26 protein-coding genes are annotated in these 26,965 nt (G+C 69.2%); 13 read left to right on the top strand and 13 right to left on the bottom strand.

What is annotated here, in order from left to right; genetic code table 11:
• Window positions 1-3: 3 nt before the first annotated feature.
• Window positions 4-966, top strand: coding sequence for an N-acetylmuramic acid 6-phosphate etherase (gene murQ / locus OG406_RS04500; RefSeq protein WP_329184123.1), 963 nt, complete (start codon window positions 4-6; stop codon window positions 964-966).
• 60 nt (window positions 967-1,026) lie between these two features.
• Here the strand turns inward: murQ and OG406_RS04495 are convergent, their stop codons facing one another.
• A complete protein-coding gene (locus tag OG406_RS04495; RefSeq protein ID WP_329184121.1) occupies window positions 1,027-2,061 on the bottom strand; it encodes a serine hydrolase domain-containing protein in 1,035 nt (344 codons plus the stop codon).
• Entirely contained in the window at window positions 2,058-2,894 is an 837-nt protein-coding gene (locus OG406_RS04490) for an IclR family transcriptional regulator (RefSeq protein ID WP_329184120.1), read from the bottom strand. The genes OG406_RS04495 and OG406_RS04490 overlap by 4 nt, the downstream gene beginning before the upstream one ends.
• A 53-nt stretch (window positions 2,895-2,947) precedes the next feature.
• Between OG406_RS04490 and OG406_RS04485 the strand changes: the two genes are divergently transcribed.
• The 5 genes from OG406_RS04485 to OG406_RS04465 are packed head-to-tail and all read left to right on the top strand — an operon-like array spanning window position 2,948 to window position 8,139.
• Window positions 2,948-4,525 carry an ABC transporter substrate-binding protein gene (locus OG406_RS04485; RefSeq protein ID WP_329184119.1) on the top strand — a complete coding sequence of 526 codons (1,578 nt, stop codon included), beginning with the start codon at window positions 2,948-2,950 and terminating at the stop codon, window positions 4,523-4,525.
• Entirely contained in the window at window positions 4,522-5,514 is a 993-nt protein-coding gene (locus OG406_RS04480; protein ID WP_329184117.1) for an ABC transporter permease, read from the top strand. The genes OG406_RS04485 and OG406_RS04480 overlap by 4 nt, the downstream gene beginning before the upstream one ends.
• On the top strand, window positions 5,511-6,425 hold the full coding sequence (locus OG406_RS04475) for an ABC transporter permease (protein WP_329184115.1): 915 nt from the start codon (window positions 5,511-5,513) through the stop codon (window positions 6,423-6,425). The genes OG406_RS04480 and OG406_RS04475 overlap by 4 nt, the downstream gene beginning before the upstream one ends.
• The gene (locus OG406_RS04470; protein ID WP_329184113.1) at window positions 6,422-7,270 is read left to right on the top strand and encodes an ABC transporter ATP-binding protein; all 849 of its coding nucleotides are present in this window, start codon (window positions 6,422-6,424) and stop codon (window positions 7,268-7,270) included. The genes OG406_RS04475 and OG406_RS04470 overlap by 4 nt, the downstream gene beginning before the upstream one ends.
• Window positions 7,267-8,139: an ATP-binding cassette domain-containing protein gene (locus tag OG406_RS04465; protein WP_329184111.1), complete on the top strand. Its 873-nt coding sequence runs from the start codon at window positions 7,267-7,269 to the stop codon at window positions 8,137-8,139. Before OG406_RS04470 ends, OG406_RS04465 begins: the two co-directional genes overlap by 4 nt.
• A gap of 11 nt (window positions 8,140-8,150) precedes the next feature.
• Here OG406_RS04465 and OG406_RS04460 read toward each other — a convergent pair whose 3' ends face one another.
• Complete coding sequence (locus tag OG406_RS04460) at window positions 8,151-9,110, bottom strand: ROK family protein (protein WP_404129773.1); 960 nt, start codon at window positions 9,108-9,110, stop codon at window positions 8,151-8,153.
• Between the two features lie 41 nt (window positions 9,111-9,151).
• Here OG406_RS04460 and OG406_RS04455 point away from each other — a divergent pair, with 41 nt between their 5' ends.
• Genes OG406_RS04455 through OG406_RS04445 form a run of 3 tightly spaced genes read left to right on the top strand, consistent with a single transcriptional unit; the run spans window position 9,152 to window position 11,494 of the window.
• The gene (locus OG406_RS04455) at window positions 9,152-9,916 is read left to right on the top strand and encodes a creatininase family protein (RefSeq protein ID WP_329184109.1); all 765 of its coding nucleotides are present in this window, start codon (window positions 9,152-9,154) and stop codon (window positions 9,914-9,916) included.
• 58 nt (window positions 9,917-9,974) lie between these two features.
• The gene (locus tag OG406_RS04450) at window positions 9,975-11,102 is read left to right on the top strand and encodes a mandelate racemase/muconate lactonizing enzyme family protein (protein ID WP_329184108.1); all 1,128 of its coding nucleotides are present in this window, start codon (window positions 9,975-9,977) and stop codon (window positions 11,100-11,102) included.
• Window positions 11,099-11,494 (top strand): RidA family protein, encoded by a 396-nt coding sequence (locus OG406_RS04445; RefSeq protein WP_267049463.1) that lies wholly within the window; start codon window positions 11,099-11,101, stop codon window positions 11,492-11,494. Before OG406_RS04450 ends, OG406_RS04445 begins: the two co-directional genes overlap by 4 nt.
• Window positions 11,495-11,683: 189 nt before the next feature.
• Here the strand turns inward: OG406_RS04445 and OG406_RS04440 are convergent, their stop codons facing one another.
• The 4 genes from OG406_RS04440 to OG406_RS04425 form a co-directional block, all read right to left on the bottom strand.
• Complete coding sequence (locus tag OG406_RS04440) at window positions 11,684-12,400, bottom strand: hypothetical protein (protein WP_329184105.1); 717 nt, start codon at window positions 12,398-12,400, stop codon at window positions 11,684-11,686.
• Window positions 12,397-16,716: a protein kinase domain-containing protein gene (locus OG406_RS04435; protein ID WP_329184104.1), complete on the bottom strand. Its 4,320-nt coding sequence runs from the start codon at window positions 16,714-16,716 to the stop codon at window positions 12,397-12,399. The genes OG406_RS04440 and OG406_RS04435 overlap by 4 nt, the downstream gene beginning before the upstream one ends.
• 5 nt (window positions 16,717-16,721) lie before the next feature.
• Entirely contained in the window at window positions 16,722-17,384 is a 663-nt protein-coding gene (locus OG406_RS04430) for a DUF7019 family protein (RefSeq protein WP_329184101.1), read from the bottom strand.
• Between the two features lie 255 nt (window positions 17,385-17,639).
• The gene (locus OG406_RS04425; protein ID WP_329184099.1) at window positions 17,640-18,113 is read right to left on the bottom strand and encodes an RICIN domain-containing protein; all 474 of its coding nucleotides are present in this window, start codon (window positions 18,111-18,113) and stop codon (window positions 17,640-17,642) included.
• Window positions 18,114-18,846: 733 nt separating this feature from the next.
• Here OG406_RS04425 and OG406_RS04420 point away from each other — a divergent pair.
• Window positions 18,847-19,629, top strand: a complete 783-nt coding sequence (locus OG406_RS04420) for a VOC family protein (RefSeq protein WP_329184097.1) — start codon at window positions 18,847-18,849, stop codon at window positions 19,627-19,629.
• A 925-nt stretch (window positions 19,630-20,554) separates the two neighbouring features.
• Here the strand turns inward: OG406_RS04420 and OG406_RS04415 are convergent.
• Complete coding sequence (locus tag OG406_RS04415; protein WP_329184096.1) at window positions 20,555-20,944, bottom strand: ATP-binding protein; 390 nt, start codon at window positions 20,942-20,944, stop codon at window positions 20,555-20,557.
• A gap of 879 nt (window positions 20,945-21,823) precedes the next feature.
• On the opposite strand from OG406_RS04415, the gene OG406_RS04410 reads away from it, so the two are divergent.
• Window positions 21,824-22,162, top strand: a complete 339-nt coding sequence (locus tag OG406_RS04410) for a MerR family transcriptional regulator (protein WP_164374577.1) — start codon at window positions 21,824-21,826, stop codon at window positions 22,160-22,162.
• Between the two features lie 224 nt (window positions 22,163-22,386).
• Entirely contained in the window at window positions 22,387-22,893 is a 507-nt protein-coding gene (locus OG406_RS04405; protein WP_329184094.1) for a MarR family winged helix-turn-helix transcriptional regulator, read from the top strand.
• Window positions 22,894-23,063: 170 nt separating this feature from the next.
• Here the strand turns inward: OG406_RS04405 and OG406_RS04400 are convergent, their stop codons facing one another.
• The 3 genes from OG406_RS04400 to OG406_RS04390 form a co-directional block, all read right to left on the bottom strand.
• Window positions 23,064-23,903, bottom strand: a complete 840-nt coding sequence (locus OG406_RS04400) for an RNA polymerase sigma factor SigF (RefSeq protein ID WP_329184092.1) — start codon at window positions 23,901-23,903, stop codon at window positions 23,064-23,066.
• Between the two features lie 224 nt (window positions 23,904-24,127).
• Window positions 24,128-24,568 carry a DUF2267 domain-containing protein gene (locus OG406_RS04395; RefSeq protein WP_329184090.1) on the bottom strand — a complete coding sequence of 147 codons (441 nt, stop codon included), beginning with the start codon at window positions 24,566-24,568 and terminating at the stop codon, window positions 24,128-24,130.
• 165 nt (window positions 24,569-24,733) lie between these two features.
• Window positions 24,734-25,165 carry an Hsp20/alpha crystallin family protein gene (locus OG406_RS04390; protein WP_266853768.1) on the bottom strand — a complete coding sequence of 144 codons (432 nt, stop codon included), beginning with the start codon at window positions 25,163-25,165 and terminating at the stop codon, window positions 24,734-24,736.
• Between the two features lie 125 nt (window positions 25,166-25,290).
• Between OG406_RS04390 and OG406_RS04385 the strand changes: the two genes are divergently transcribed.
• Window positions 25,291-25,938: a type III effector protein gene (locus OG406_RS04385; RefSeq protein WP_329184085.1), complete on the top strand. Its 648-nt coding sequence runs from the start codon at window positions 25,291-25,293 to the stop codon at window positions 25,936-25,938.
• Between the two features lie 128 nt (window positions 25,939-26,066).
• On the opposite strand, the gene OG406_RS04380 is transcribed toward OG406_RS04385, so the two are convergent.
• Both OG406_RS04380 and OG406_RS04375 read right to left on the bottom strand, forming a co-directional pair.
• Window positions 26,067-26,420, bottom strand: a complete 354-nt coding sequence (locus tag OG406_RS04380) for a PRC-barrel domain-containing protein (protein WP_329184083.1) — start codon at window positions 26,418-26,420, stop codon at window positions 26,067-26,069.
• A gap of 345 nt (window positions 26,421-26,765) precedes the next feature.
• Window positions 26,766-26,936, bottom strand: a complete 171-nt coding sequence (locus OG406_RS04375) for a hydrophobic protein (protein WP_164369086.1) — start codon at window positions 26,934-26,936, stop codon at window positions 26,766-26,768.
• Window positions 26,937-26,965 lie beyond the last annotated feature (29 nt).

Here is a 26,965-nt window from a genome sequence, read left to right as displayed (position 1 = left end):
CCCATGACTGCCACCAAGAACTCCGCCGCCTCTCCCGATGGCTACAGCCGGCTGCGCGCCCAGCTCGACACCCTGACCACGGAAGTCTTCAGGCCCGAGCTCGCCGAGATCGACGCGCTCCCCACGCAGGAGATCGTGAAGCTCATGAACGGCGAGGACAGCAGCGTCCCTGTCGCCGTCGCCGAGATGCTTCCGCAGATCGCCGCCGTCATTGACGCCATCTCCCTGCGCATGGCCCGTGGTGGGAGGCTCATCTACGCAGGAGCCGGCACCGCGGGACGGCTCGGAGTCCTCGACGCCAGTGAGTGCCCGCCCACCTTCAACACCGATCCGGCAGAGGTGGTCGGCCTGATCGCGGGCGGTGCCTCCGCGATGGTCACAGCGGTCGAAGGCGCCGAGGACAGCAAGGAGTTCGCGGCTGCCGACCTTGATGAACTGCGTCTGTCCGACAACGACACGGTGGTGGGCATCTCGGCTTCTGGCCGGACGCCCTACGCCATCGGAGCCGTGGAACATGCCAGAGCACTGGGCGCCCTGACCGTAGGGCTGTCCTGCAACGCGGGATCGGCGCTCGCAGCCGCCGCCGAGCACGGCCTGGAGGTCGTCACCGGACCCGAACTGCTCACCGGCTCCACCCGGCTGAAGGCCGGAACAGCCCAAAAGCTCGTCCTCAACATGATCTCGACGATCGTCATGATCCGGCTCGGCAAGACGTACGGAAACCTCATGGTCGACGTGCGTGCCTCGAACGAGAAGCTCCGTGCCCGATCCCGTCGGATCGTCGCCCTGGCCACGGGGGCGCCGGACGATGAAATCGAAGCAGCGCTCACGGCCACGGGTGACGAGGTGAAGAACGCGATCCTCACGCTTCTGGGTGAGGTCGACGGCCCCACCGCTGCCGCACTCCTCGAAGAGTCCGACGGCCACCTCCGGCCCGCGCTCGCGAAGGCACGGGCGACCCGCTGATCAGTACGTTCCTGCCGGCCGCGATCATCTTGGTGCCCAGGTCGGGACCCGGGGCCCCGGCTAGTGGGCCGCCGTTCTCGCGGCGGCGTCGTGAAACGCGCGGCGGAGGCCGGTGATCTTGTCGCTGTCCCGCGTCGGATGTACCCGGTTGGTCAGCAGCACCGCGTAGCGCTGGGTGGCGGGGTCGATCCACAGGCTCGTTCCGGTGAAGCCGGTGTGCCCGTAGGAGCGGTGGCCGAACGCCGTTCCGACGGGTGAGCCGATCTCGTCCTGTCCCTGCCAGGCGAGTGCGCGACGCAGGTTCAAGGCGTCGGTGTGGGGGGCCGTCATGAGGGCGGCGGTGGCCGGTGTCAGCAGCCCGCGGCCTTCGTCGGCAAGTGCGGTGGCGAGGAGTTCCATGTCGCCGAGGGTGGAGAAGAGGCCCGCATGACCGCTGGGCTCCCGGAGCACGGCCGCGTTCTCGTCGTGGACCCGGCCGACGATCATGCTGCGGCGCCAGCTGCAGTTCTCCGTCGCGACCGCCTGTTCGCGATGCTCGGGTGCCGGATCGAAGAGCGTGCGCCGCATGCCCAGCGGTGTGCACACCAGCTGGGTCACCAGATCTCGCAGAGGCTGCCCAGTGGCTGCCTCTGCGATGAGACCGAGGATGATGAAGCCTTGGGAGCTGTACTGGACCCGTGTGTCCGGTTTCGCGGTGAGGGGCAGGTGGCGTACGGCTTCCAGGAGTTGGGCGCGCGTGGGGTGGTCGCGGTAGAGCGGTACCTGGCCTGGGATTCCGGAGGTGTGGGTCAGGAGTTGTCGCACCGTCAGGTCCGCCTTGTCGCTGGGGCGGTATTCCTGAAGGTGCGTTCCGATGGTGTCGTCGAGTCCCAGTGCGCCGCGTTCGACGAGTGCCATGACCGCGATGCCGACGACGGGTTTGGTCAGGGAGGCGAGGTCCCAGAGGTCGTTGCCGTCCAGTGGTTGGCCGTCCCAGCTTCGGGTGCCGGTCCATCCGCGGTCCGTGGGTCCCTGCGGGCCTCCGACGGACCAGGCGGCGCCCGAGTAGATGTGTTGTTCCCGGCCTTCGGCGAGCAGTTCGTCGAAGGTGCTCATGGGCGCTCACCTTGGAACGGGCTGCTCGCCGTGCCCAGACGGGGTGTGCGTCTGCCGAGGCCCGCGGAGACGGTGCGGGCGGCGGCGCGCACCATGGGCCCGAACGCCTCGACGTTGTCGTCGTCCAGGGTGAAGGTCGGGCCGGAGATGCCGAGCGCTCCGAGGACGTGGCCCTCTGCGTCCAGGACGGGAGCTGCCACTGACCTGACGTCCAACTCGTCGTACTCGTCGTCGAGTGCGTAGCCGCGGAGTGCACTTGCGGCCAGGAGTGTCTTGAGGGCGGCGGGTTCGGTGAGGGTCTGCGACGTGAGGGCTTGGAGGTGCGGTGCCTGGATGATGGCGGCGCTCTCTTCGGGCGGTAGTGCCGAGAGCATGGCGAGTCCCACGCCGCAGGCGTGCAGGGGCGAGGCGTGGCCGGGCTGTGTACCCATGCGGTACTCGCGGGCGGGCTCGGACTGTTCGAGGTAGACGGCGTCACCGGCGTGCCGGACCGCGTAGAACGCGAGGTGGCCGGTGCGCTGTCGAAGGTCGGCGAGTGCGGGGCGGATGAGCTGGAGGACACCGCCGTCGTTCAGGGCCGCGGCGGCCAGGCCGAGGAGGCGCGGGCCGGCGCGATAGCTGCCGCCTTCGGAGGGCTCGGCGAAGCCGTGTTCGGCCATGGTGCGCAGATGCCGGTGGACGGTGGGTTTTGTCAGGCCCGTGCGGCGTGCGATGTCGCCGAGCCGGTGGGGTCCGCCGGGCTGGACGAGTGCTTCGAGCACGTCCATCGCCTTGTCGACGGGCCCCTTCACGAGTTCCTGATGGACCAACCGGGTGTTGACCTCTTTCGCCATGACGCCTAGCTTAGCGCACCTCATTCCATTTAACGGAACGGAGGTGCTGCTCGATGGAACGCAGTCCTCGAGGGCGCACCAGGGACGGCAGCCGTCCCGCGCGACGCGATGTCCTGCGGGCCGGCGGCCTGATGCTTGGGGCCCTCGGCGCCCCGGCGCTGCTCAGCGCGTGCGGCACCACGGCGTCCGCGAACGGAGCCGGCAACGTCCTGCGCGTCTCTCAGCCCGGAGACCCCAAGACGCTGGATCCGCAGAAGCAGGGCGACATGGTCTCGATGAACGTCCTGATCAACATGTTCGACACCCTCACCACGCGGGGCAGGGACAACCAGCTGCATCCCAGACTCGCCGTCTCCTGGAAGGCCACCAGCAAGCGGACCTGGCGCTTCACGCTCCGCCCCGACGTGAGGTTTCACAACGGCGAGCCGTGCGACGCGCACGCTGTCGCCTTCAGCATCAAACGGCTGCTGGCGCCCGCCACCAAGTCACCGATCGTCGAACTGCGCTACGTCGAAGACGTGACCGTGATCGACCCGCTCACGCTCGACGTCCACACCACGCTGCACGACCCGATCCTGCCCGCCAAACTCTCCCTGTTCGGCGGGGTGGTCGTCCCGCCGCGCTATCTGTCGGAGGTGGGCGACGACGGCTTCGCCCGGCGCCCCGTCGGCACGGGTCCCTTCACCTTCGTCAGCTGGCAGCGGGACCACGAACTGCGCATGCGTGCCTACCGCGACCACTGGCAGGGTCCGCCGAGCCTCGACGGCCTCGTCTTCAGCCCCGCTCCCAACGCCTCGTCCTCTCTGGCCTCCCTCCAGAGCGGAGGCGTCGACCTCGTCGCCGGCCTCACGCCGGACGCCGCGCAGCAGCTTCAGGGCTATTCCGGCGTTCGGCTGGACGGCCACACAGGCATCCGCACGTCGTATCTGTCCCTGAACACGCTGGAAAAGGGACCGCTTCAGGATCGCCGCGTCCGTCAGGCACTCAACCACGCGATCGACGTACCCCTGCTGATCAAGGCCGTCCTCGGGGGTAAAGCCACGGAGACTCCTGCGCTCGTGCCGCGAGGTGCGTTCGGCTTCGACCCGACGGTCAGACCGTTCACTCGCTCGGTGGACAGGGCCCGCGCCCTGATGGCCGAGGCCGGCTACCCGCACGGCTTCACCACCACACTCACCGCGTCCAACGTCGACTCCAACGTCGCCGAAGCGCTCTCGGGGCTCCTGGCCAAGGCGGGAGTCCACGCGCCCGTCAACCTCCTCGACCCCGGCACGTACGCGGCTCGGCTGACGTCGGACAACCGGGGAGCACTCGGTCCCCTGTATCTCGCGGCCAGCACCGTCTGGACGATGGACGGACAGAGCATCGTCCAGTCCAACGTGCGCAGCGACCGACGCCAGAGCCGCTGGCATTCCAAGGAAGCCGACCGCCTCATCGACGTCGAAGAGCTCTCCGAGGATCCCGCACGGCGCGAGCAGGCCTTCTCCGATCTGCAGCGGCTGATGCGCGAGGAAGCCCCTTTCGTCTTCCTCTACCAGCTCGACAACATCTTCGCCCGCAACGACCGGCCTCACTGGAAGCCCGGATCCGCAGGCGTTCTCGCGATGCAGAGCGCGGAGGTCTCGCAATGAGCGAAGTCACCCTCGACGAACCGCCGACCCGCACACAGACTCCACCGCGCGGCGGTCACCGGGCACGCCTCCTGCGCACGATTCTCAAACGGCTCCTGACGGCTCTGTTCGTCCTGCTGTGCACGGCGACCGTGGCCTTCTTCCTCGTCAGGCTCTCCGGCGACCCCGTGAAGATACTTCTTCCGCCGGACGCCACAGCCCAACAGGAGAGCGCGCTGCGCGCCTCCCTCGGACTCGACCGGCCGTTGCTGACGCAATACGCCGACTACCTCTGGGGGCTGCCCCGCTTCGACTTCGGCGACTCCCTCGTCTACGGGCAGCCCGTCCGGGAGATCCTCGCCGACCGGCTGCCCGCCACCCTCGAACTGGCCGGCGCGGCCCTGGCCGTCACCCTCGTCATCGCCATCCCGGCGGGAGTGTTCGCCGCGATGAGGCGCGGCCGCGGCTCCGACAAAACCGTGATGACGGGCGTCCTGCTGGGCCAGTCGACCCCGCCGTTCTGGGTCGGCATCCTCCTCATCCTGGTCTTCGCGGTCTGGCTTCACGCCCTTCCCGCCTCCGGATACGGCCACCTCGCCAATCTGGTCCTGCCCGCCGTCACACTCGCCGTCTACTCCGTCGCCGTCGTCGCGCGTCTGCTGCGTTCCTCGCTCATCGACGTCCTGACCTCGGACCACATCCGCAGTGCCCGGGCCAAGGGATTCGGACCGCTCAAGGTGGTCCTCACCCACGGACTGCGCAACGCCTCACTGCCCGTGGTGACCGTGGTCGGTCTGGAGGTGGGAAGCCTGCTCGGCGGAGCGATCCTCACCGAACGAGTCTTCTCCTGGCCCGGAGTCGGACAGCTGACCATCGAAGCGATATCCAACCGCGACTTCCCACTGGTCCAGGCCACGGTCCTCTTCTTCGCCACCACCTTCGTCGTGGTCAACCTGCTGGTCGACATCTCCTACAGCTTCCTCGACCCGAGGGTGAGGACGTCACGATGACCACTACCTCAGCTCCCGCCGGCACCGAGACCCGCGACGCCGTGCAGGCCGGCGGATCCGGGTCCCTCGCCCTCACAGCGCTACGACGCAACAGGTCCGCAGTCCTCGCGCTGAGCGTCCTCACCCTCCTGCTCGTCGCCGCGCTGTTCGCACCGCTCATCGCCCCCTACGACCCCAACGCACAGGACCTCCTCCAGCGCCTGCAGCCCCCCGCCTGGAGCGGGGAAGGCCACGCCGCCCATCTCCTGGGCACCGACCAGCTCGGCCGCGACATGCTCTCCCGCGTCATCTACGGAACTCGTGTCTCGCTGCTCGTCGGCGCGGGCGCCGCCCTGCTCGCAGGCGTCATCGGCACGCTCGTGGGGCTGGCCTCCGGCTACTTCGGCGGCTGGGCCGACCGGGCACTCATGCGCCTCGCCGACGTGCAACTCGCCTTTCCCTCGCTGCTCCTGGCCCTGTCCATCGTCGGTTTCGTCGGCTCGGGCCTGTGGCCCGTCATCCTGGTGCTCGGGTTCACCGGCTGGGTCTCCTACGCTCGGGTCGTACGGTCCGAGGTGATGTCCCTGCGCACACGCGACTTCATCACCGAGGCCCGGGCGATCGGAGCCACCGACGCCACCATCATGCGCCGCCACCTCCTGCCCAACGTGGTCGCGCCCCTGCTCACCATCGGGACCCTTCACGTCGCCGCCGCCATCGTCGCCGAGGCCTCCTTGAGCTATCTCGGCCTGGGCGTGCCCAAGGAGACCGTCACCTGGGGCTCCATGCTGGCCGACGGACAGCTCTACCTGGGTACCTCCTGGTGGGTCGCGGTCTTCCCCGGCATCGCCCTGATGCTGACCTCTCTCGCCATCAACATCACCGGCGACGCACTGCGTGACGTCGCGGACCCGAAGGCCTACCGCCGATGACCATGGACCGAGCGACCACCAACTCCACCCAGCGCCCACCGACGGGAAGGCAACCACTCCTGGAGATCAAGGGCCTGAGCGTCGACTTCCAGCTGCAGACCTCCACCGTGCACGCCGTACAGGACGTCTCTCTTCACGTGAGCGCCGGCGAGACCCTCGCCGTGGTGGGGGAGTCGGGGAGCGGAAAGTCGGCCACGGCACTCTCGGTGCTGCGCCTCAACCCGAGCCCACCGTGCCGATACATCCGTGGCGAGATCCTCCTCGACGGACGTGACCTGCTCAAGCTTCCGGAGAAGGAACTCGGCCGGATCCGGGGCCGCGACATTGCCATGGTCTTCCAAGACCCCATGACATGCCTGGACCCACTCCAGCGCGTCGGCGCACAAGTCGCCGAAGTGCTCAGGCACCACACCGACATGTCGCGTGCCGAAGTCAAGCAGGCCGCACTGGCCGCGCTGGACGAAGTCGGCATCCCCGACCCCGACCTCCGCTACCGCCAGTACCCGCACGAACTCTCCGGAGGCCTGCGCCAGCGCGTGATGATCGCGACGGCGCTGGTGGCACGCCCCCGAGTCCTCATCGCCGACGAGCCCACGACAGCGCTGGACGTCACCGTGCAGCGCCAGATCCTGGACCTCCTCGTCACCCTTCAACACAAACACGACATGGGGATTGTGCTCATCACCCACGACCTGGCCGTCGTGGCGGAGACGGCTGACCGCGTCGCCGTCATGAACAAGGGCAGAGTCGTCGAAACCGGCACCGTCCTCGATGTCTTCGACCACCCGGCTGACGAGTACACCCGCACGCTGCTCGCCGCCACCCCACGACTGGAGGCGGCATGACCCACCAAACCGCTGCGCCGATCGACCCCGCCGGGAACGTCCTGCTCGAACTCGTCGACCTGCGCAAGGAGTTCGGCGCCAGGACCGTGAACGTGGCCGTCGACAACGTGTCGCTCCGCGTCCACGAAGGCGAGACGCTCGCCCTGGTCGGTGAGTCCGGCTGCGGCAAGACCACCCTCACCCGCCTGCTGCTGAAACTCCTCGAACCCACCGCCGGCAGCGTGCACTTCGACGGACAGGACCTCGCCGCCCTGTCCGCAGCCGAAATGCGTTCCGTACGCCGACAGATGCAGGTCGTTCTCCAGGACCCCTACTCCAGCATGAACCCCCGCATGCGCGTGTCCGACATCGTTGCCGAACCCCTGGTCACCCATGACCCCGCACTGCGCGGTCGGCGCGCCCGGGCCCAGGTCAGAGAGCGCGTCGGGGAACTCCTGGAATCCGTCGGCCTGAGTGCCGGCGTCCAGGACCGCTACCCGCACGAATTCTCCGGAGGCCAGCGCCAGCGCATCTCCATCGCCCGGGCAATCGCGCTCGACCCTCGTCTGCTGGTGCTCGACGAACCCACCAGTGCTCTGGACGTCTCCGTGCAGGCGACCGTCCTGGACCTCCTGGCCGAGCTCCAGCGACGACTCGGCCTCACCTATGTCTTCGTCTCCCACAACCTTGCCGTGGTGGCCCAGGTCGCCGACCGTGTCGCGGTGATGCGACGTGGGCGTCTGGTCGAAGTCGGCAGCACGGCGGCCGTGCTGCGCACACCACAGCACCCCTACACGCGCCAACTGCTCGACGCGGTGCCGGTGCTCGACCCACGCCGGGGCCGGCGCACTGCCGGGGCTGCCGCCTTGCTCAAGGAGACGAGCCGATGACCGCCCAAGCCCTACGCGTGCGACAGCACGAGACCCGCTGCGCCCAGCAGGGCAATGTCATCCACGGCAGCCGTACTCACCAGCACCCGCGGCTGCTCGCCACCGGTGAAAGCCGCACCGTCGCGCAGGCGTTGCTCGACGACGCTGCGGAAACGCTCACCACCCTGGCGCGCCTCGCCATGCAGGATGAACAGGCCAGGAGCGAAAAGCTGCTGCACGTTCAGCAGACCCAGAGCGAGGTTGTGCGCGTACTCGTCGACGATCTCGCGGGCGAGCCCGTCGCTGTGGCCCACCAGCTCCTCCAGGGACGCGGCCGTGCCCAGCCCGGCGGCGCGAGCCCGGGCAAGCAGCCAGCCTGTGGTGGCCAAGGTCTTCCAGCAGCCGAGGTTCCCGCACGTGCACCGTTCGCCGCTCGCCGACACCGTCATGTGCGCACCGCTGCGGCCACCGGGCGGGGCCATGACCTCGCCTTCGTACAGCACTCCTACCCCAAGGACCGCACCCGTCGAGACCGAGGCGAAGGTGCGCCGCCCACGCCCGGCACCGAACCATCGGTCGCCGAGCACCTGGAGGCGTGCGCGGTGCTCCACCCGCACACGTGCGCCCGTGAGCGCGCCGAGCCGCTCGGTCACCGGATACCCGTGCAACCCTGGCACGTCGTTCACTTCCAGTATCAGACCGGTCAGGGGATCGACGAGCCCGGCCGCCGCAACCCCGACGCCACGCAGTTCATGATCTCCGAAGATCTCGGCCGCCCCGGCGAGCGCAGCGTCGATGTCGTCAGGGGTCGCGGTGCCCGCGTCGTACGAGACCTGGGCGCGCCCCAGGATGCCGCCCGCCGTGGACAGTACGGCCGCCCTCACCCGACCGGGCAACAGCTCGACAGCGCCCAGCCGCTGCGGTGCGCGGGGAACGGTCGCCTCCGACACGGGTTCGGGGACCAGGCGCAGCGGAGAACGTTTGAGGACCATACGCCGACTCTGGCATGCCCGCGTTTCGGAGAGGAAGCACCGTGAGCCAATCGAGACTGAGTGAACTGACCTGGCGAGAGGTGCGTCAGGCCGGCGAGGAGGGCATCGCTCTGCTGCCCATCGGCTCGCAGGAGCAGCACGCCTCTCATCTGCCGATGGGGACGGACACGCACCTTGTCGAGGCGGCTGTGGACCGCGCGCTGGACCTGCTCGCCAAGGACACCTCTCCGGCCGAGGTGGTTCGGTTGCCGGTGCTGCCCTTCGGGCACAGTCCGCACCACCTGTTCGCCGCCGCGGTATCGCTGTCCGCAGCGACGCTGGGCGCGGTGCTGGACGACGTCCTGGACTCGCTCGTGACCAGCGGATATCGCCGCATCATGGTGGTGAACGGGCACGGCGGCAACGACGAGATCATGCGGCTCGCCGTGAAGCGGTTCGCCCTGCGTTCGCAGGTCACGGTTGCCGCATGCTCGTACTGGACCCTCACCTCCGGTGCGGAGGCGGCGGGGCGGCCGGACGTCACTCCGGGACATGCCGGCTGGTTCGAGACCTCACTGATGCTGGCGGCCTGCCCTGATCTGGTGCGGACGCCTGTGCCCGCGCGGGGCGACATTGAGCCGCCGCCGCTGTTCGACAACCCGCCCTACCCCGGCCTGACCGTGGAACGACACGGCGAATGGGAGCGCGTCGGCGGGTCCACGGACGATCCGTCGGGCGCCGATGCCACCCAGGGTGACCTGCTGCTTGACGATCGGGCGCGCGGACTGGCACGTGCGATCCAGGCCTTCGACAAGGCGACGCGCTGAGCGACCAGGCACGGTCCGTCCCGCAAGCCGGTCTTCCCGCTGTTGCAAGGAGAGAGAAATGAAGATCACTGACGTCGACGTGTGGGTTGTCAACCTTCCCCTCGTCAACCCCTTCACCAGTTCATTCGAAACAAAAACGGGCGAAACGCGCACGGTGGTGCGCATTCGCACCGACGACGGTGTCGAAGGCTGGGGCGAATCGATGTGGGGCCGCCCGGTCGCTGCGATCGTCGAGTCGATCGCCTCGGACCTGATAGGCACCAGTCCCTTCGCCTTGGAGAGTTTCCACCGCAAGCAGCACATGGTGCCGTTCTTCTACGGATACCTCGGCTATGCGGCCATCGCCGCGATCGACGTCGCCTGCTGGGACGCGATGGGGAAGATCACCGGCCAGTCGATCACCGATCTGCTGGGCGGCGCCGTACGCGACGAGGTTCCCATCACCGCGCTCATCACCCGGGCTGATGCCCCGGGGGCACAGGGATCACAACTGCCCAGGGCGATGGCGGAGCACGCCGTACGCGTTGTGGGCGAGGGCGGCTTCGAGGCCGTGAAACTCAAGGGCACGAGGGATTCAACGGGAGATGTGGCCATCCTCCGCGCGGTGCGTGACGCGCTGCCCGACGTGAATCTGCGCGTCGATCCGAACGCGGCATGGTCCGTGCCCGACTCCATCCGCGCCGGCATAGCCCTGGAGGAAATCGACCTGGAGTACCTGGAGGATCCCTGCGTCGGCATCGAAGGCATGAGCCAGGTCAAGGCGAAGATCCGCATCCCCTTGTGCACCAACATGTGCGTGGTCCGCTTTGAGGAGTTCGCTCCCGCCATGCGCCTGAACGCGGTCGACGTCATCCACGGAGACGTCTACAAGTGGGGCGGCATCGCGGCGACCAAGGCGCTCGCCGCGCACTGCGAGACCTTCGGCCTGGGTATGAACCTGCACAGCGGGGGCGAGCTCGGGATCGCCACAGCAGCTCACCTCGCCGTCGTGGCCAGCACGCCTGTCCTGTCACGCGCCATCGACAGCATGTACTACCTCCACGCGGACGACATCATCGATCCGTTGCACCTGCAGAACGGCCGACTGCGGGTGCCGACGGGACCCGGTCTGGGTGTGAGCGTGGATGAGGACAAACTCCGGCACTACGCCGCGGTGAACGAGCGCGACGGAGACCTGACGGGATGAACGAGCGCACCGTACACACCCTCGACGCCCCCGCCCCCGCAGGTGCCTACTCCCAGGGCGTGATCGCCGGCGGGTTCCTGTTCACCTCCGGCTTCGGTCCACAGAACCCGGCAACAGGCGAGGTGGCGCACGGCGTAGCCGCTCAGACCACACAGGTGCTGCGCAACATCGGCGCCGTGCTCGCCGAGGAGGGACTGACCATGCGTGACGTGGTGAAGGTGACGACACACCTTCAGCATCTGAAGCGCGACTTCCACGCCTATGACGCTGCCTACCGTGAGTTCTTCGGCGAGGCCCGCCCGGTACGCACCACGGTGGGGTCGGACCTGATGGACATACTCGTGGAGATCGATGTGGTGGCGGCCCTGCCCGCCCTGGGTCAGCCCAGATGAAGGGCGGCGGTCGGTGCTCTAGCGGCTACCGGGACCTGCCCGGCTGCCTGCACGACCTGTGTTCGACAACCGTGAGCCGCAGCGCGGTGAAAGCAGTCGCGGCCACCAGCCGCCACCGCTGGACCTCGCCCGGGCACAGGGCGGTGGTGCGGGTGCCGGTGCCGAAGGCCGGGAGTGTGTAGCGCCGTGTCAGCGCGGTACTTCCACCTCGATGCCGCCGAGACGGTAGTTCCAGCGCGGGTCGAACCGGGAGCCGCTCTTCCGGGCCCCCTTCAGGTTCTTCACGAAGGCCCTGCGCTGGGCCGGGGTCGCCGAGCGCCAACGCAGTTCGAGGACCGGGCGCACCGGGGGGATGAGTTCGCGCATCCGCTGGTCGTATCTGGCGAGACTCGCCTCGTAGTCGAACGGCCGGTAGACCAGATCGAGGTCGATCGACGGTGCCGTGCTGCCCGCCTCGTGGTGACAGGAACCCAGCCAATTGGCGAGGTAGTCCAGCCCGATCCGCACGTCGGAGGAGATCTGGTCCTGCCACTTGCCGAGGTAGGGCGCGTTCACGGCCTCCGCGGTCACCTCTTCCGGCATCACGATCAGGCCGCGGACGGAGGTGCCCGACAACGCGATGTGGATACGCGGCCAGTGCCCGCCGGCCTCGATCCGGAAGGAGGGGAAGTAGCCCGCCATGCCCATCCCCGTCCGCAGTTGGGCCCAGCCCATCGCGTCGGACGGGAGCCGCTCCGGCGAGTAGGGCCCGCTGGTGCGGTGCCCGAGGTCGCCCTCCCGCATCATGAACACGGCCTCGAACGCATCACCGCGCAAGGCCATGCTCACGGGAAAGTACGCCCCGACCTCCGCCATGAACGCCTTGCCGGTGATCAGGGCGCCGATGCTGGACCGGTCCGGAATCATCGCCGTCTCCTCCATCCCCTCCGTGTCGGCCCGGGCGTTACCGGCCCGGGCAGACTGTCCAGTTCGGCCTGGACGGCGAGGGTGTCCCTGTGGTGCTCGCCCAGACGCAGCCGCCGTTTCGCCAGCACTTCGCGCAGGGCCTGCGCCGCGTCACGGTGCCGTCCGAGCCGACGGTGCACACGGGCCAGTCCCACCCGGGCCTCCAGGGTCTGGAGGGCGTCCGGGCCGAGGCGCCTCACGAGCTGGGGCACCAGCATGTCGTACATCCGCTCGGCCTCGTCCAGTTCGCCCTTGTCGGTGAGCAGGGGCGCGAGTGCCGCGATCGCCTCCAGGGTGGCCGGATGGTCCGGTCCCAGGTCCCGTTCGCGTTCCGCGGTCACCGCCCGGATCAGGGCCAGGGCCTCCGTCTGGCGGCGCAGATCGATCAGGACCGAGGCCCAGCCGAGCATCGCGCGCTGGGTCTCGACGTGCCCGGCGTCCCACAGGTGGGAGCGCACGTCGACGACGAGCTGCCAGGTCCGCTCGGCCGCGACCGGATCGCCCTCGCTGTGCAGGAGGGGGGCTGCCTCGGCAAGCGTGACGAGGTCGTCCTGGAGTTGGTGGGCGAAGTGGTTGGCCCAGAAGGACTCGGACCGGTTGAGTTCGCCCTCCGGTCTCAGCAGCAGCGTGAGCGCCTCGGCCGTGCCCGGGGTGTCGTCGGGCTCCCGGCTCGCCAGGTCCTTGGCCACGGAGTGCATGTAGAGGCGGTAGCCCGTGTCGTTGCGGGAGGGAACCTTGTCCAGTTCGGCGGCGAGTTCCAGGGTGCGGGTGACAGCGCGCCGCTGCCGCTCGCCGATGCGTGCCATCGCCTCGATGAGTGCCGGGCGGCTGTCGTCACGGGACGGCAGCTCGACCGCGACCTCGGCCCGCAGCTCCTCGATCACGGGCTCGGACTCCGCGCATAGGGCGCCGGTCGCCGAGCCGAAGTCGTACTCCCAGTCCAGGGCCCAGGTCAGCAGGCGGCCGCCTTCGTCGCCGGCCAGGAGCAGGGCGCCGTCGGGGGCCAGCGCGACATCAGTGACGGCGTCGGAGAATCCGGTGAAGGCCCGCAGTTCCCGGCCGGTCGTCAGGTCCCACAGCCGTGCTTGGCGGTCCTCGCCGCCTGACGCCGCGAGCCGGAAGTCCGGCGTGACGGCGAGGCTGCGCACGGCGGCGGTGTGTCCGGTGAGCACATGGACGCAGCGGGCGGCGGCGACGTCCCACCGCCGGACGGTGCCGTCGGTGGAACAGGACAGCAGGTGCCGGCCGTCGGCGCCGACCAGAACGTCGACCACGGCATCGGTGTGTCCGGTGAGCACCGCCTCGCACTGTCCGTCGGCGGTCCGCCAGACGCGTACGGTCGCGTCGGAGCCGCCGGTGACGACGTAGCGGCCGTCCTGACTCAGCCGTGCGGCGCCGATCCACTCCTCGTGCCCGCCCAGCACCCAGCGCAGTTCGCCTGTGCGCAGGTCCCAGATCTTCACGGTGGCGTCCTGGCCGCGGGAGAGCCCGTAACGGTGGTCGTCGCTGACGGCCACGTCCAGCACGGCTCCGGGGTGGGCCTCCCAGCGTCCGAGGGACCGGCCGCTGGGGATGTCCCAGGCGGCGACGACGCCGTCGGCGGTCCCGGAGAGGGCCACGTGGCCGTCCTCGCTGACCGCGACGTAGTAGACGTGGTCGCGGGGGCTGGTGAACAGCTGGACGATGCGCCTGTCGCGGGGCTGCCAGGCGATGACCCGGCCGTCCTCGCCCCCGGACACCGCGAGCCGGCCGTCGGCGGTCATCGCCAGGGCACTGAGGTGGCCGGTGTGCAGGCTGAGCGTGTGCAGCAGTTGCCCGGTCTCCACGTCGAAGACCCAGGCTTCGGAGTTCCCTGCGCGGGCGAGCGCGGTGGGGCTGCGCCCGCTGAGTTCCAGGGCCCAGGACCGGTCGGCGTCGGGGGCGATCCGGCCCGCGGACCAGGCGTCGACGAGTGCGGTACGGCGGCCGAGGGCACCGAGTCGGCGCCACAGGCGGACGGGCTCGGTGTGGCGCCGGTGGCCGGGCAGTGCGCGGGCGGTGCGGATCAGTTCGGCCGCTTCCTCCAGCCGTCCGGCTGCGCCGTGCGTGGCCGCGTGGTCCAGCAGTTCGGCTGCTCGGGTGGCCGCGGCGGTGACGTCCCCGGCCTGGTGGGGGCGGACGTAGCTCCAGGGGGCCGATGGTCCGGCGGGCGGCAGGTGCCATGCGCGCACGGTCTTGCCTTCGGCGGTGAGCGCGCGGTGCCCGGTCGCGCTCAGCGCGACCTCCTTGGTGTCGGGTGTGGCCTCCAGGGAGAGGCGGCAGCGGCCCGTGGTGAGCTCCCACACCCGTGAGGGCTCGGTGCGTCCGCCGCTGGAGAAGGCGACCGTGCCGTCCCTGTTCAGGGCTGTCGGGCCGTATCCGGTCTTGAGTACCCGTGGGGCATCACCGGAGCCGAGGTCGACCAGTCGTGTGTGGATGCTTCCGCCGGTGACCGCGACGAGTCGGCCGTCGTCGGTGAACCGCACGCTCAGGCAGGCGTGGTCGATCCGGTGGACCAGTGCGCCCGTGCGGACGTCGTGCACTGAGCTCGTCCGGCGTGTGTGGTCGACGGTGCAGCACAGGGTGCCCCGGGCGCCCAGGAAGTCGGCCTTGCTCTCGAACTGCCGGACCTCCACGGGTTCGCCGGTCTCCAGGTCCCAGGTGACGACCTCTCCCTCGTACCCGCTGGTGACCGCGTGCCGCTGATCCTGCGTCAGCGCGACCGCGAGTACCCAGCTGGGGTGGCCGGGGAGCTCGAACCCGGTGGCGGCCTCGAGGTCGAGCACCAGCGCGCGCCCGGTGCCCCCGCCGACGACCAGGACACGTCCGTCGTCGCGGACGGCGAGTGTCGAGGCGCGGTAGTTCTCCAGCCGCAGTTCCTGGCGGCACTCCTCTGTGGCCAGGTCCCAGATCCGCAGCCCGCCAGAACCGTCCGCCGAGATTCCGGTCGTGCCGTCCGGGGTCAGGGCGAGGGCGGTGATCCAGTCGTCGTGTTCCCCGGGCAGCACGGACTGGGCCGGGGCGGGCGCGTCCCGCACCGAGGCGAGGGCGGCGCCGATCTGCTGGTCGTGGGGCATCCGTGCGGACGCGTCCCGCAGCAGTTCGGCCGCGGCAGGCGCGTCGCCCCGCTCACGGTGCACCAGCGCGAGCAGGTACGTGCCGTCGTCGGGGTCGCCGAACCGCACGGATTCCAGCTCGTCCACCAGTTCCGCGTCGGTGATCACACCCGTCCGCCAGCGGTGCAGTCCGCGGTTGTAGCGGGCGTGCGGGTGGTGGGGATCCGCCCGCAGGGCGCGGGTCCACAGCTCCTCGGCGTTGTCGCGGCGGCCGAGGTCCAGCATGGACAGCGCGTGGTTGGAGAGGCTGTCGGCGAGCAGGGTGGCCGCGGACGGGGCACGGCGGGGATAGGGGCCGACCTCGCGCCGGTGCACCTCGACCAGCCGCTCGGCGAGCGGGCCGAGCCGGGACGGGCGTGCGGCGGGGTCCTTCGCGAAGCACTCGCGCAGTACGTCCAGCATCTCGACCGGCACCCGCCGGATCGCGCCCGGCGTCCGGGACCGGGTGTAGTCCTCGAAGGCGTCGCCCGCAGTGGTCCCGTCCCGCACCGGCGGCCTGCCCAGGAGCATTTCGAACACGGTGACCGCCCAGGACCAGACGTCCGTGGCCGGGGTGAGCCCGGACGGTGACCGTGCCTGCTCGGGCGAGCAGTAGGCGGGGTCCAGGCCGCCCCGGTTGACGAACGGCTCCGCGTCCCCGGCCGCGCGGGCCCGGGCCAGACCGAAGTCGGTGACCTTGACCGTGCCGTCCCGGGTCAGCATCACGTTGGCGGGCTTGACGTCCTGGTGCACGACGTCGTTCTCGTGCGCGTGGTCCAGGCCCCAGGCGGACTGGATCGCAACGTCCAGCAGCGTCGCGAGCGGATTGTCGCCGTACAGGGTCCGGTCACGGACGGCTTCCGCGAGGCTGCCGCCGTCGGCCCACTCGGCGAAGACCCTGGGCACGCCCTCCAGGGTGCGCACGTAGGCGCAGTTGGCGATGTGCGGGTGCAGGCCCAGCCCCACCCACACCTCCGCCTCCCGCTCGAAATCCCCTATTCCGTCGGGCGAGCGGACGACGGCCGGGCGCGGGGTCTTCACCGCGAGGTCGATGTCCCAGCCGCGGTGGTGGACCCGGTGCACCAGTCCGAGGCCGCCGGTGCGCACCACACCCAGGACCTCGTACAGGTCCAGGATGACGTCGCCGCGGCGCCAGGTGGCCATCGGCGTCAGTCCACCACGGCGGCGTACAGGGGTGTTCCGAGCAGCACCGACGTGCCGCTGCCGTCCGGGCTTTCGCCGTGCAGCAGCCGCTTCGCCACGAACTCGACGTTCTGCGCCGGCCAGCGCAGTCGCGCAACGGCCCGTTCAACGCGGCCCAGTGCCGCGCGATCGACGCGGTCGAGGTCACCGTCCACCGCGTCGGCGACGTACTCGTCCTCCAGGTCGGAGGTGATCCCGAGGCCGTCGAGCATGGAGGACATCATCGAGCGCCCCACACCGTGGGCCTCCGCGTCCGGCACGTAGTCGTACACGTGCCGGTACGAGCCGCCCAGGGCGACGACGGTGTCCTCGCTGCGCCCGCCGAAGAACACCAGGGAGGACGCGGGGTCGTCGCGGAACGAGCCCCAGCGCATCCGCAGCGAGCCCCAGAAGTACTGGCCCGGTGCGTCCACTGTGCCGAGGTCACCGTGGTCGCGGAGGTACCGCACGACCGCCTCGAGACGAGTGATCCGGTCGTTCGGCCGGCCCTCGGTGGTGCGCTTCGCCGACAGCACGGAGAGGTTCACGCCCACCTCCGTCTGACGCTTGGCCCCGAACCCGGGGTTGATCTGCGGCAACAGCATGTCGACCTTGCTGTCGGAGATGTACACGTAGTAGCTCAACGACACTGCCGGATCCTCCCCAGTTTCGACCTTCCCAGCCTATCGATCACGGCCCGTTGTGAGCCATGGGATGTGCGGTCGAACGGAGTTGAGCGAAACGGCGGCGGCGATCCACATCACCCGACCGCGGTTCGGAGCGCCTCCCGAACTCGTCGACAAGTGCCATCACTACCGCTCGATAGGACCAAGCTCCAGACGCGCCACGACGGCACAAGGGGAGCTGCTCGCTCGGCGGCATCCTGAAGCGGTCGAGAGATCCGTTCAGCCGACGGTGAAGCGCTGGTTCTGGACGCCTCGGTCGCAGCGGGCAGTGCGGTAGGAGCCGTTGTCCTGCTGGTAGAGGCAGCGGCCCGTGCCGACGCTTTGGAGCATGATGGCGCTGCGGGGGGCGGGTTGGACCGTGCGCCACTTCTGGTAGGAGCCGCCGTTGCAGCGCAGGGGGTAGACGTCGCCCCGGTCATTGCTGTCGAGGCAGCGGCCCCAGAAGTTGTTCTTAAGAGTGGTGCTGGTGTTGAGGCGGCCGTTCCACTGCCACAGGAGGCTGCCGCGTCCGGTGGTGCAGCGGTCGCCTTTGAGGCCGGTTTCGGAGGTCTCGCGCAGGCAGTCACCGTAGCGGTAGTTCGCGAAGCGGCTGGTGGCGGTGGCAGCCGAGGCGGGTGTGGGGGTGAGGAGGGGGAGGGCGAGGCTGGCCGCGGCGATGAGAGCGGCGAAGGCTTTCCGGGTGGGGTGGCGCATTGGGATCTCCCTACCGTGGTTTTGCGAGATACCTCGACAGGATCCCTGAACACCACCGCCTACGCCTGAAAAATGGGGAAAACCACCGGATCGGGCCGTTCATGTCGACCGATCCGGCCCGGGGACGCCGCGGCGGATGCATCCGACCACCGACAAGTCCTTGGCCCTGCGGGAGAACGACGACCCCGTCACCCGGCCGGTCGGGGGGCTCCCGGCGGTGAAGGGGTGCGCGTACGTACGCGAGGAGGCCTCCGGAGGACGTGGTGCGGAAGCCGCCCAGCCGGTACGACCACCCGGCCTGGACGGAGGAGATCCTGCGGTCCTGGATGAAGTCGCCGCACACAGTGGAGGAACGGTGCGTGGTGTGGCGGGTGCACTCGGAGCCGGGTCCGCCCGGTGTCCGGGGGTCGGGTCATCGCTGAGTACATCTCCCCGGAGCTGACCGGCAAGCCGGCTCCCACAGCTCTGGGTGTCGTCAGACGGCGGATGAACACGGCCGCCCGCAAAGTCTGGGCCCGGGGAACGCCCTTCGCGATCGACGAGATCAAGCGCGCCCGGCCTGAGGTGATCAGGGGTCAGGGGTGTCCGTCAGCGGGGTGGTTCGTTGTTCCGGAGTGATCACCGCCGATGCCTGCGTGCGGCCGGTTGCTGCCGTCCTGACCGCCGGGAAGGCGGCGGGAGCGCAGGTCGTGCCGTGCGGTGGCTGTCGGACCTCATGGAGAGCGAGCGAGAGATGCCTGAAGTCACCGCCCCGTATGCGACCGGTACGCCCTGCTGGGTCGACCTGATGGCGAAGGACCAGCAGGCCATGCTGGACTTCTACCGCGACCTCTTCGACTGGCACGGCAAGCCGGACCCGGCTGACCTCGGCGGGTACGCGGTCTGCGAGCTGAACGGGAAGGCCGTGGCCGGCATCAGCCAGGCGACGGCCCCCGGAGGGAGCCCGGAGCTGGCGACCGGGTGGACCGGCTACCTGGCCAGCACCGATGCCCAGGCCACCCAGGACGCGATCATCGCGGCCGGCGGTACCGTTCTCGCCCCGGTGATGGACAACGCCGGTGACCGCGGCCGGATGCTCATCGCCACCGACCCGCAAGGCGCGACGTTCGGCGTCTGGGAGCCGGGCAAGTTCTCCGGTGCACAGGTGGTCAACGAGGCCGGCGCGATGACCTGGAACGAGCTGCGCACCAGTGACGTGCCCGCCGCGACCGCCTTCTACGGCAAGGTGTTCGGCATCGACATCAAGCCGCGGGACGGGTCGGAGTCCCACTGGGCGCTGCGGGTCGGCGACCGGATCGTCGGCGGCGTCACCCTCCTTGCCAACGACCCGCCGGGCACCCCGGCCCACTGGCAGACGTCCTTCGCGGTCGACGACGTCGACTCCGCCCTGGACACCCTGGTCAGGAGCGGCGGTACCGTCCTCGTCCCGCCGTCCGTCGTGAAGGGCGGCCGCATGGCCGTGGTTGCCGACCCGCAGGGCGCCCGGTTCGCGATGATTACGCCACGTCCGCAGTAACTGCATTACCTGACACCGGAGCCACCCCTCTCCGCCCTCGCCGTGCCGGCCGCGCAGGCCGACGGTCCTGCCGACCACCGCGCGGACGTCGCGAAGGTGCGCGAGGCCGCCCACGCCGCCTCGGGCAAGACCCCGTCCACCGGCTCCACGGGCTCCGACGACGTGCCCTACAAGCTCGACCTGTCCTGGAACTCGCCAATGATTATGCGCAACTGCCCCGCGGAGGCGATGTGGTGTACGGCTTCGCTGCCGGGCTCTACCCGACCGACTATCCGGCGCTGCCAGAGGCTGAGGCCCCAGCAAAGGACCCCGACTGACGGGAATCGCAGGCAGGTGCCGTAAGGGCCCGGCGTGCTCCTGGGCTGCTGCTGATCGGATTCTCAGAGCCAAGAGTGCTGAGCGTGCCCGTGGGCGCGCCGAGCTGCTGTGCCGCCGGTCCGGTTGCTCGGTGCGGGTCAGGCGTAGTGCTGGGCGGCCTGAGGGGCGAGAGCATGGTGGTATCCGCGTCCTTGGCGGCCTGTGACGTTTCTGTGCTCCGCCCGCGGTGTACGGGGTCGATGCCTTAGCTGGTTCGGCTGATCGCGGGGCGGCGGCTGGATGAGGGGTAGTCGAGGGGTGCAGTCTCCCCATGCTGTTCGGGTGTGGTGCTTGAGGCTGATCCACCGCGGCAGAGGGAGCCTGCGGTGTCCTTGATCGCCGGGCTCGCCTCGACTCCCGCATGAGGTCGGCAGCCCGGTGCGTCCCCTGGGGCGGTTTCGGGCCCGGATTCTCTACGCCTTCGGGTTCTGTCCGCGGGGAGTGCTCGCGCCGTGGACGGTGCGGGGGCGACGTCACGCCAGGCATACGGCCGCCGGCCGACCGGCGGCCGTATGCCATGTCCGGCCTCAGTGTGCGGCGACCGGTGCGATGCGCCGGCACTCCCTTGTTACCGGGAGAGGAGCGCGCTGACGGTTTTGCCGCCTTTTGCCGGATGTGTCACGGCGGTGGCGCGGGCGAGGCGGTTGACCATGGGCCAGCCGAAGCCGCCGGTGGCGCCGGTCAGGTCGGGGGTGCGTGTGTGGGGCGCTTCGGGGCTGTGATCGTGCACGGCGATCTCGATGCTGTCCGGGTGGGCGTTCAGGTCGAGGGTGCAGGTGCCTCCGCCGTGCCGCAGGGCGTTGGTGACGAGTTCCGAGACGACCAGGACCACGCTGTCGGCGGCCATGGCATCGACGGGTTGAGGCAGGCCGTGGAGGAATTCGCGGGTGGTGCGGCGTGCGCCGGCGATGGACGGCGTGAAGCGGTGGGATGTGGCGTTGCTGCTCATCGTGTCCATCGGGGTTCACCCTCTGTGGATCGTCCTGCCCGTTCCTGCGTGCAACGTCGGGTGCCCCGGCTGGGGACCGTCAACCCGGAGGCGAAGGCCTTGCCTGCTCGCTCCACCACTGTTCGAGCCACCGATTAACTCGCCGACGAGCGAGCGAAAATCTATGGTGGCTGGAGTAGACATTGCTTGATCCGCTGGTTATGGTTTCTCTCGTAGCCAGGAAGTCGGCAGGGCCCGGCAGGCACGAACTGTCGGGCAGTAGTTCGCAGTTGCAGTACGCAGGACGGTGCGGTGGTGGAGTTTCGAAGCCAGGCTGGTTGCAGGACGGCGACGGGACTGACGACCGGACCGGGCGGCCCGCAGTGATCAGGGGCCACCACGAGCAGGACCGCAGAGGTTCGCGGTGGCAGTACCGGTAAGGGCAGTACGCAGCAAGTGGAAGCAGTGAGCAGTACCTCGGTGAAGGCGTCGGCTGCGGGCGCGCGCACAGGGAGGTTCGGCAGCGGGGTTCCAAGCCAGAGCAGACGCACGATGGGCGACGGGGCTGGCTGCCGGAGAGTGTCGCCCTGACCGGCACTCAGCAGTACGCGGCACCAGCGGTAGACAGTGCCGTTCGGTAAGTGATGACAAGAGGGAAAGGACGGAGGAGCCAGGCGCCATCAGGATCGCCCGGGTGGAGTGACGAGCCCGGGTACCGCAGGACATCGATAGTGAGGTGGTCTCCGGTCGAGCAACCGCGATCCCCGCATCCGCTCACATCCTTCGTGAGTTCGTGCGGATACAGAAGGCCGGCGCAGAAGCAAGGCCGGCAGATGGTGTAGCAGTTCCTTCGGGGCCCTGGCACACACTGTGCCAGGGCCCCTCAACGCGCTCGGTGAGAGAGGTGCAATGACAGCAGACGACTCGTTCGGTCGGCTCGATGACGACGACTATCCCGCGTACACGATGGGCCGGGCCGCCGAGGTACTCGGCGCCACCCAGGGGTTCCTCCGTGCGATCGGCGAAGCCCGTCTGATCACTCCGCTGCGCTCCGCGGGCGGGCACCGCCGCTACTCCCGCTACCAGCTGCGCATCGCGGCGCGCGCCCGCGAACTCGTCGACCAGGGCACACCCATCGACGCCGCCTGCCGCATCGTCATCCTCGAGGACCAACTCGAAGAAGCGCAGCGCATCAACGCCGAATACCGCCGCGCCACTGGATCACCGGACCCGACAGCCGCGGCCTGAGAGGTCTTTGGACCGGTCACGCTGGCTGCCTGTGATGCGCGCAGGACAGGCGCACGCATCAGGAGCCGTCGCTCAGTCCGAACTCCACGAACTGCCATCGTCCTACGTCAGAGAACGGGATACTCGTTGATCACGCCGAGGGCCAAGAACCTCGTCCGGTCGGATAGGACGTCGCGGCAGCCCGAACACGTGCGCAGGAACCTGACCCCGCGGGTGGACCAGGCATGACCGAGCGCACCGGCCCCGGCTCCGACGCATGCCGCGAGGCGGCCCGTCAGGCCGGTGACATGGGCGAGCTCCTCGACGTCTTGTGGGAACAGGACCGCAACGTCGGCCCGCCTCCGTATATGTCGGTCTCTCAGCTGCGCGTCATGTACCTGGTCGACCGCGACAACGGGATCCGCATGCGGGTGCTCACTCGGATCCTCGGCGCATCCGCGCCCTCGGTCTCCCGCTTGGTCGACCGCCTCCAGGCCCTCGGCTTCGTCGAACGCCGGCCCTGTCGCGACAGTCGCCGCGAAGTCATGCTGTGTGTGACCCGTGCAGGCCGTGAACACATGGCCCGGGTCCGGGAACGGCGCGACCGCCTGCTCCTCCGGGCCCTCGGCAGTATGCCCGGCCACCAGCGCGCCGCACTGGCCGAAGGACTTGCCGGACTGCACCGAGCGCTCATGGATCAGTCCACGCTCCGCGCCGTGGCCGAGGATGTCCCGCCTGCGCCGACGCTGTGAGGGGACTCAGCCCGGCCCACCTCGGGCTTTGAGCGAGCGCCGGCGGCAACCGAGTTGACTCCCCCGGACGGACACAGAGGGCTCACCTGTGCCGTGACATGAACCGGCGGCGCTTTCCCCCTCCTGGTGGAGAAGCGGAAAGCACCGCCGATGCGACGCCGCGGGTGGGATCAGTTGGTGGCCAGCATGCCGTCGCGGAGCTTGGCGAGGGTGCGGTTGAGGAGGCGGGAGACGTGCATCTGGGAGACGCCGAGGTGTTCGCCGATCTGGGCCTGGGTGAGCTCGTCGACGAACCGCATGTGGATGATGCGCCGCTCACGGTCGTCAAGCTGGGCGATCATGGGGGCGAGCGCGTTGAAGTCCTCGACCAGTTCGAGGGCGTGGTCGTCCGCGCCGATGAAGTTGGCGAGCGCGGACTCCCCGTCGCTGGTGGAGTTGATCGTCGCGTCCAGGGACGAGGAGTTGTAGCCGTTGGAGGCAAGACGTGCCTCGATGACCTCCTCCTCGCTCAGCGACATCAGCTGCGAGAGTTCCTTGACCGTGGGGGTGCGGCCGAGCCGGCTGCGCAGCTCCTCGGTGGCCTTGGCCAGCTGGACGCGAGCTTCCTGCAGGCGCCGCGGGACGTGGACGGCCCAGCTCGTGTCGCGGAAGAAGCGCTTGATCTCACCGACGATGTAGGGGACCGCGAAGGAGGTGAACTCGACTTCGCGGGTGAGCTCGAAGCGGTCGATGGCCTTGATGAGGCCGATCGTGCCGACCTGGACGATGTCCTCCATCTCGTCGCTGCTGCGGCTGCGGAATCGTGAGGCCGCGTACTGGACGAGGGTGATGTTCATTTCGATGAGGGTGTTGCGTGCGTACTGGTACTCGGGCGTGCCCTCTTCGAGGACGGCGAGCCGGTCGAAGAACAGCCGCGACAGCTCGCGGGCGTCCTTCGGTGCGATCTGCGACGGGTCCGCGATCTCGGGCAGTACACCGGACTGCGCGTCTGCCGTCCTTGTCACTGTCATTCTGGTCCCCTCCTGTGTAATCAAGCTTTCAGCCGTCGGCCCCCATGCACGTCGGCGACAGACGGTGTACCCGGAACCGGACCATGCATGTCAGCGGATTTTCGGATAGTCCGGTGCGCCCGGGTGACCGTCTCGCGCGCTGCTGAGGGCCACGGGATGCGGGTCGCCGGATTGCTTGGGGCCTGCCGCTCCTCTGCGCCGGCGGTGTTGTCGAGGTTGCGTTGTCAGGCAGCCCGGACGAGCTGGGGTCGTCCGAACAGCAGGGCGTAGCCGTCGGGGAGTTGCCCGATGATCCTTGCGATGAGGTCGTCTCCGGCGAGGCGGGCGACGACGCCGAAGACGGATCCCGTGTCCCATCGGGTGGTCGCTGGGCTGCTGCCCGTGCCTTCTGCGAGGTCCTTCACGAATCCCCATCCGGTGAGCGGCCGGCCTGTGGGGATCTGCGACGCCAGATAGCCGGCCGCTTCCTGAGGGAGGCGGGCAGCCAGTTCCCCGCGCTCGTCGCCTGTCAGCTGACGGCCGAAGGCCTCAAGGACGCGTCGTACGGCGTCCTGTGCCTGTCGGCGGGTGGAGTAGGCGCCTTCGTAGCGCACCTTCTCCAGCATCTGCTCGAAGGAGGCAACTGCCCTCGGGGCGGCGGGAGTGGAGGGAGAGAGGAGAGCCATGGCTGACGATCTTCCTTGCGCGAACCGATTACTTCTACGGGCCTTCCGGCGGCCCCACGTGGACGGCGCGAACTGCGTCGCGCGCAGCGGGACGGGAGCGGTGCCGATGCCGCGGGCCCACTACGGAGGGATGGGCCCGCGGCAGGTGAACGTGGAGCCGGCGGATCAGCTGTCGATCTCCTTGCGGCCGCCGGCGCTGTTGACGCTGATCTTGCGTGGCTTGGCCCGCTCGGCGATCGGGATACGCAGCGTCAGGACGCCGGCCTCGTAGTCGGCGGAGATGCGCTCGGTGTCGAGGGTGTCGGCCAGGACGATCTGGCGGGAGAAGACGCCGAGCGGTCGTTCGGACAGTTCCGTCTGGGCGCCCTCGGACCGCGGGAGGGGGCGGCGCTCTGCCTTTACGGTGAGCATGTTCCGTTCGACGTCGATGTCGAGCGCGTCGGGGTCGATGCCCGGCAGGTCGAAGGCGATGACGTACTGGTCGCCGTCTCGGTAGGCGTCCATCGGCATCGCGGAGGGGCGGGACCACGTTCCCGGGCCCATCAGCTGCTGGGCGAGGCGGTCGAGTTCACGGAACGGGTCGGTGCGCATCAACACGGGATACACCTCCAGATGAGTTCAGCAGTTGCTGTGCGCTTCACCTGACACCGTTGTAGCATGTCATCCGAACGACGACAAGTTGCTGCGTCATCCCATGGATGACCTGGAGAGAAGGGGTGGGGATGAGCGACGACGCAACTCCGGCACCGGTCTCCTTCGCGGCCACGGCCACCGCGCTCGAGGCCATCGCCCAGGTCATGCGGACGGCGCGGACCGCCGACGCTGAATCCACTGCCGATCCCGAGCGGGCCGCAGCCGCCCTCCTGCTGCTCCGTGAAGTACGCGAACAACTCGCCCACTGGGAGCCGGCGCTGATCGAGACGGCCCGGGAGGCAGGCGCCAGCTGGGCCGATCTGGCCCACCCCCTCGGCGTCTCCAGCCGCCAGGCCGCCGAACGCCGCTACCTGCGCGTCCGGCCCGGCGAAGCCGGCACCACCAAGGAGCAACGCGTGCAGGCCACCCGAGGCCGGCGCGCCGCGGACCGCTCCGTCACCTCGTGGGCGAACGACCACGCCGCCTCACTGCGCCAGCTCGCCGGAACCATCACAGATCTGCCGGATCTTCCCGCCACCGCGGCGGACGCGCTCACGGCCTTGCGCGACGCACTCGGGGACAGTGATCCGGCCCAACTCCTCGGCCCGCTCTCCGAGACGGGACCCCATCTGCGACCCGCTCACGCGGATCTCGCGGATCGCGTCACCGACATCGGCCGCCACACCGACGAGATGCGCGAGAGCGAACACCGTCACCGCTCCTCCAACGGGTCATGATCGCCGTTCGGTCACGAGAACGGTCCTTGTGAACAGGGCCGGCCGGCGGCGGAGCGCAGCGCCCGTGACATGCCGAAGGGCCGGACAGAGCGTCTCTGTCCGGCCCTTCGCGTGTCGTTGCCGTGGCGTCAGATCTGTCGGCGGGACTGGTAGTAGGTCCCGACCTGCTCGTGGTAGCCGGTGTCGCCGATGTGCTTGTCCTTGTCGAACTCGGGGGAGTTCTTGATCTGGTCCTTGGTGAGGGCCACGTGGACCCTCTGCGCCTCGAGGTCGACCGACTGGACGGTGCCGGCCGGCAGCAGGACGTGCTTGCCGAAGATCCATACGCCGGTGTCGACGACGAGGTAGGAGGAGTCGACCTCGTCCGAGTGCTTGTCGACCTTCCCGATGCTGCCGTCGGTGGCCTCGACCTTGAATCCGGTCAGGTCGGTACCCGCGGTGTGACCGGTGGTCGGCTGGTAGCCCCAGATGTTGTCACTCATAAAGTACGGCTCCCTCATCACAATGCATTGGGCGCCACAGGCGAACTGTGACATGAAAAGCGCGTCAAATTCCCTGACGCTTCTTCAAAAGGCCGAGTGTCCGGGTGCCTTGATTTCAAACGTGGAAAATCGGAAGCGTGCTGACCGAAGGCGGCGTGCTGGAGGGCCATGGTTCCTGGCGTCACGGCCGCCTCCGGCCACCACATCTCGCATACCCCGTATCGATGGAAGCACCCTTTTCATCCCGTATGCGGCAAGGCGGGCGGTTTTCGAGGACGGGAAACGGGTGGGGCCCGACGCCGTAGCGTCGGGCCCCACCCGCGTGAAACTGCTGCTCAGAGCTGTCTACCAGCGGTACCAGCGGCCGCGCTTGCCGCCGCTTGCTGTCGGGCGGATCACGAAGCCGAGGACCCACACGATCAGAACGATGACGGCGATCCACCACAGTGCTTTCAGCGCGAATCCGGCACCGAAGAGGATCAGGGCGAGCAGAAGAACAAGAAGAACAGGAACCATGATGATCAACCTCCGCCCCCTCATGTGCC

Origin of the sequence: Streptomyces sp. NBC_01428, from assembly GCF_036231965.1 — a bacterium.
In the GTDB taxonomy this organism is placed as follows: Bacteria; Actinomycetota; Actinomycetes; order Streptomycetales; family Streptomycetaceae; genus Streptomyces.
The sequence above is the reverse complement of the archived record's forward strand: the minus strand, read 5'-3'. Positions and strand labels throughout refer to the sequence as shown.

Coding starts and splice junctions, on each gene's coding strand:
- OG406_RS04490 (WP_329184120.1), bottom strand. CDS start 2,894: ATGGCGAAAGAGGTCAACACCCGGTTGGTCCATCAGGAACTCGTGAAG.
- OG406_RS04425 (WP_329184099.1), bottom strand. CDS start 18,113: ATGCGCCACCCCACCCGGAAAGCCTTCGCCGCTCTCATCGCCGCGGCC.
- OG406_RS04385 (WP_329184085.1), top strand. CDS start 25,291: ATGAGCGACGACGCAACTCCGGCACCGGTCTCCTTCGCGGCCACGGCC.
- OG406_RS04420 (WP_329184097.1), top strand. CDS start 18,847: ATGCCTGAAGTCACCGCCCCGTATGCGACCGGTACGCCCTGCTGGGTC.
- OG406_RS04445 (WP_267049463.1), top strand. CDS start 11,099: ATGAACGAGCGCACCGTACACACCCTCGACGCCCCCGCCCCCGCAGGT.
- OG406_RS04415 (WP_329184096.1), bottom strand. CDS start 20,944: ATGGACACGATGAGCAGCAACGCCACATCCCACCGCTTCACGCCGTCC.
- OG406_RS04375 (WP_164369086.1), bottom strand. CDS start 26,936: ATGGTTCCTGTTCTTCTTGTTCTTCTGCTCGCCCTGATCCTCTTCGGT.
- OG406_RS04485 (WP_329184119.1), top strand. CDS start 2,948: ATGGAACGCAGTCCTCGAGGGCGCACCAGGGACGGCAGCCGTCCCGCG.
- OG406_RS04450 (WP_329184108.1), top strand. CDS start 9,975: ATGAAGATCACTGACGTCGACGTGTGGGTTGTCAACCTTCCCCTCGTC.
- OG406_RS04480 (WP_329184117.1), top strand. CDS start 4,522: ATGAGCGAAGTCACCCTCGACGAACCGCCGACCCGCACACAGACTCCA.
- OG406_RS04405 (WP_329184094.1), top strand. CDS start 22,387: ATGACCGAGCGCACCGGCCCCGGCTCCGACGCATGCCGCGAGGCGGCC.
- OG406_RS04395 (WP_329184090.1), bottom strand. CDS start 24,568: ATGGCTCTCCTCTCTCCCTCCACTCCCGCCGCCCCGAGGGCAGTTGCC.
- OG406_RS04475 (WP_329184115.1), top strand. CDS start 5,511: ATGACCACTACCTCAGCTCCCGCCGGCACCGAGACCCGCGACGCCGTG.
- OG406_RS04440 (WP_329184105.1), bottom strand. CDS start 12,400: ATGATTCCGGACCGGTCCAGCATCGGCGCCCTGATCACCGGCAAGGCG.
- OG406_RS04380 (WP_329184083.1), bottom strand. CDS start 26,420: ATGAGTGACAACATCTGGGGCTACCAGCCGACCACCGGTCACACCGCG.
- OG406_RS04470 (WP_329184113.1), top strand. CDS start 6,422: ATGACCATGGACCGAGCGACCACCAACTCCACCCAGCGCCCACCGACG.
- OG406_RS04495 (WP_329184121.1), bottom strand. CDS start 2,061: ATGAGCACCTTCGACGAACTGCTCGCCGAAGGCCGGGAACAACACATC.
- OG406_RS04400 (WP_329184092.1), bottom strand. CDS start 23,903: ATGACAGTGACAAGGACGGCAGACGCGCAGTCCGGTGTACTGCCCGAG.
- murQ (WP_329184123.1), top strand. CDS start 4: ATGACTGCCACCAAGAACTCCGCCGCCTCTCCCGATGGCTACAGCCGG.
- OG406_RS04465 (WP_329184111.1), top strand. CDS start 7,267: ATGACCCACCAAACCGCTGCGCCGATCGACCCCGCCGGGAACGTCCTG.
- OG406_RS04410 (WP_164374577.1), top strand. CDS start 21,824: ATGACAGCAGACGACTCGTTCGGTCGGCTCGATGACGACGACTATCCC.
- OG406_RS04460 (WP_404129773.1), bottom strand. CDS start 9,110: ATGGTCCTCAAACGTTCTCCGCTGCGCCTGGTCCCCGAACCCGTGTCG.
- OG406_RS04435 (WP_329184104.1), bottom strand. CDS start 16,716: ATGGCCACCTGGCGCCGCGGCGACGTCATCCTGGACCTGTACGAGGTC.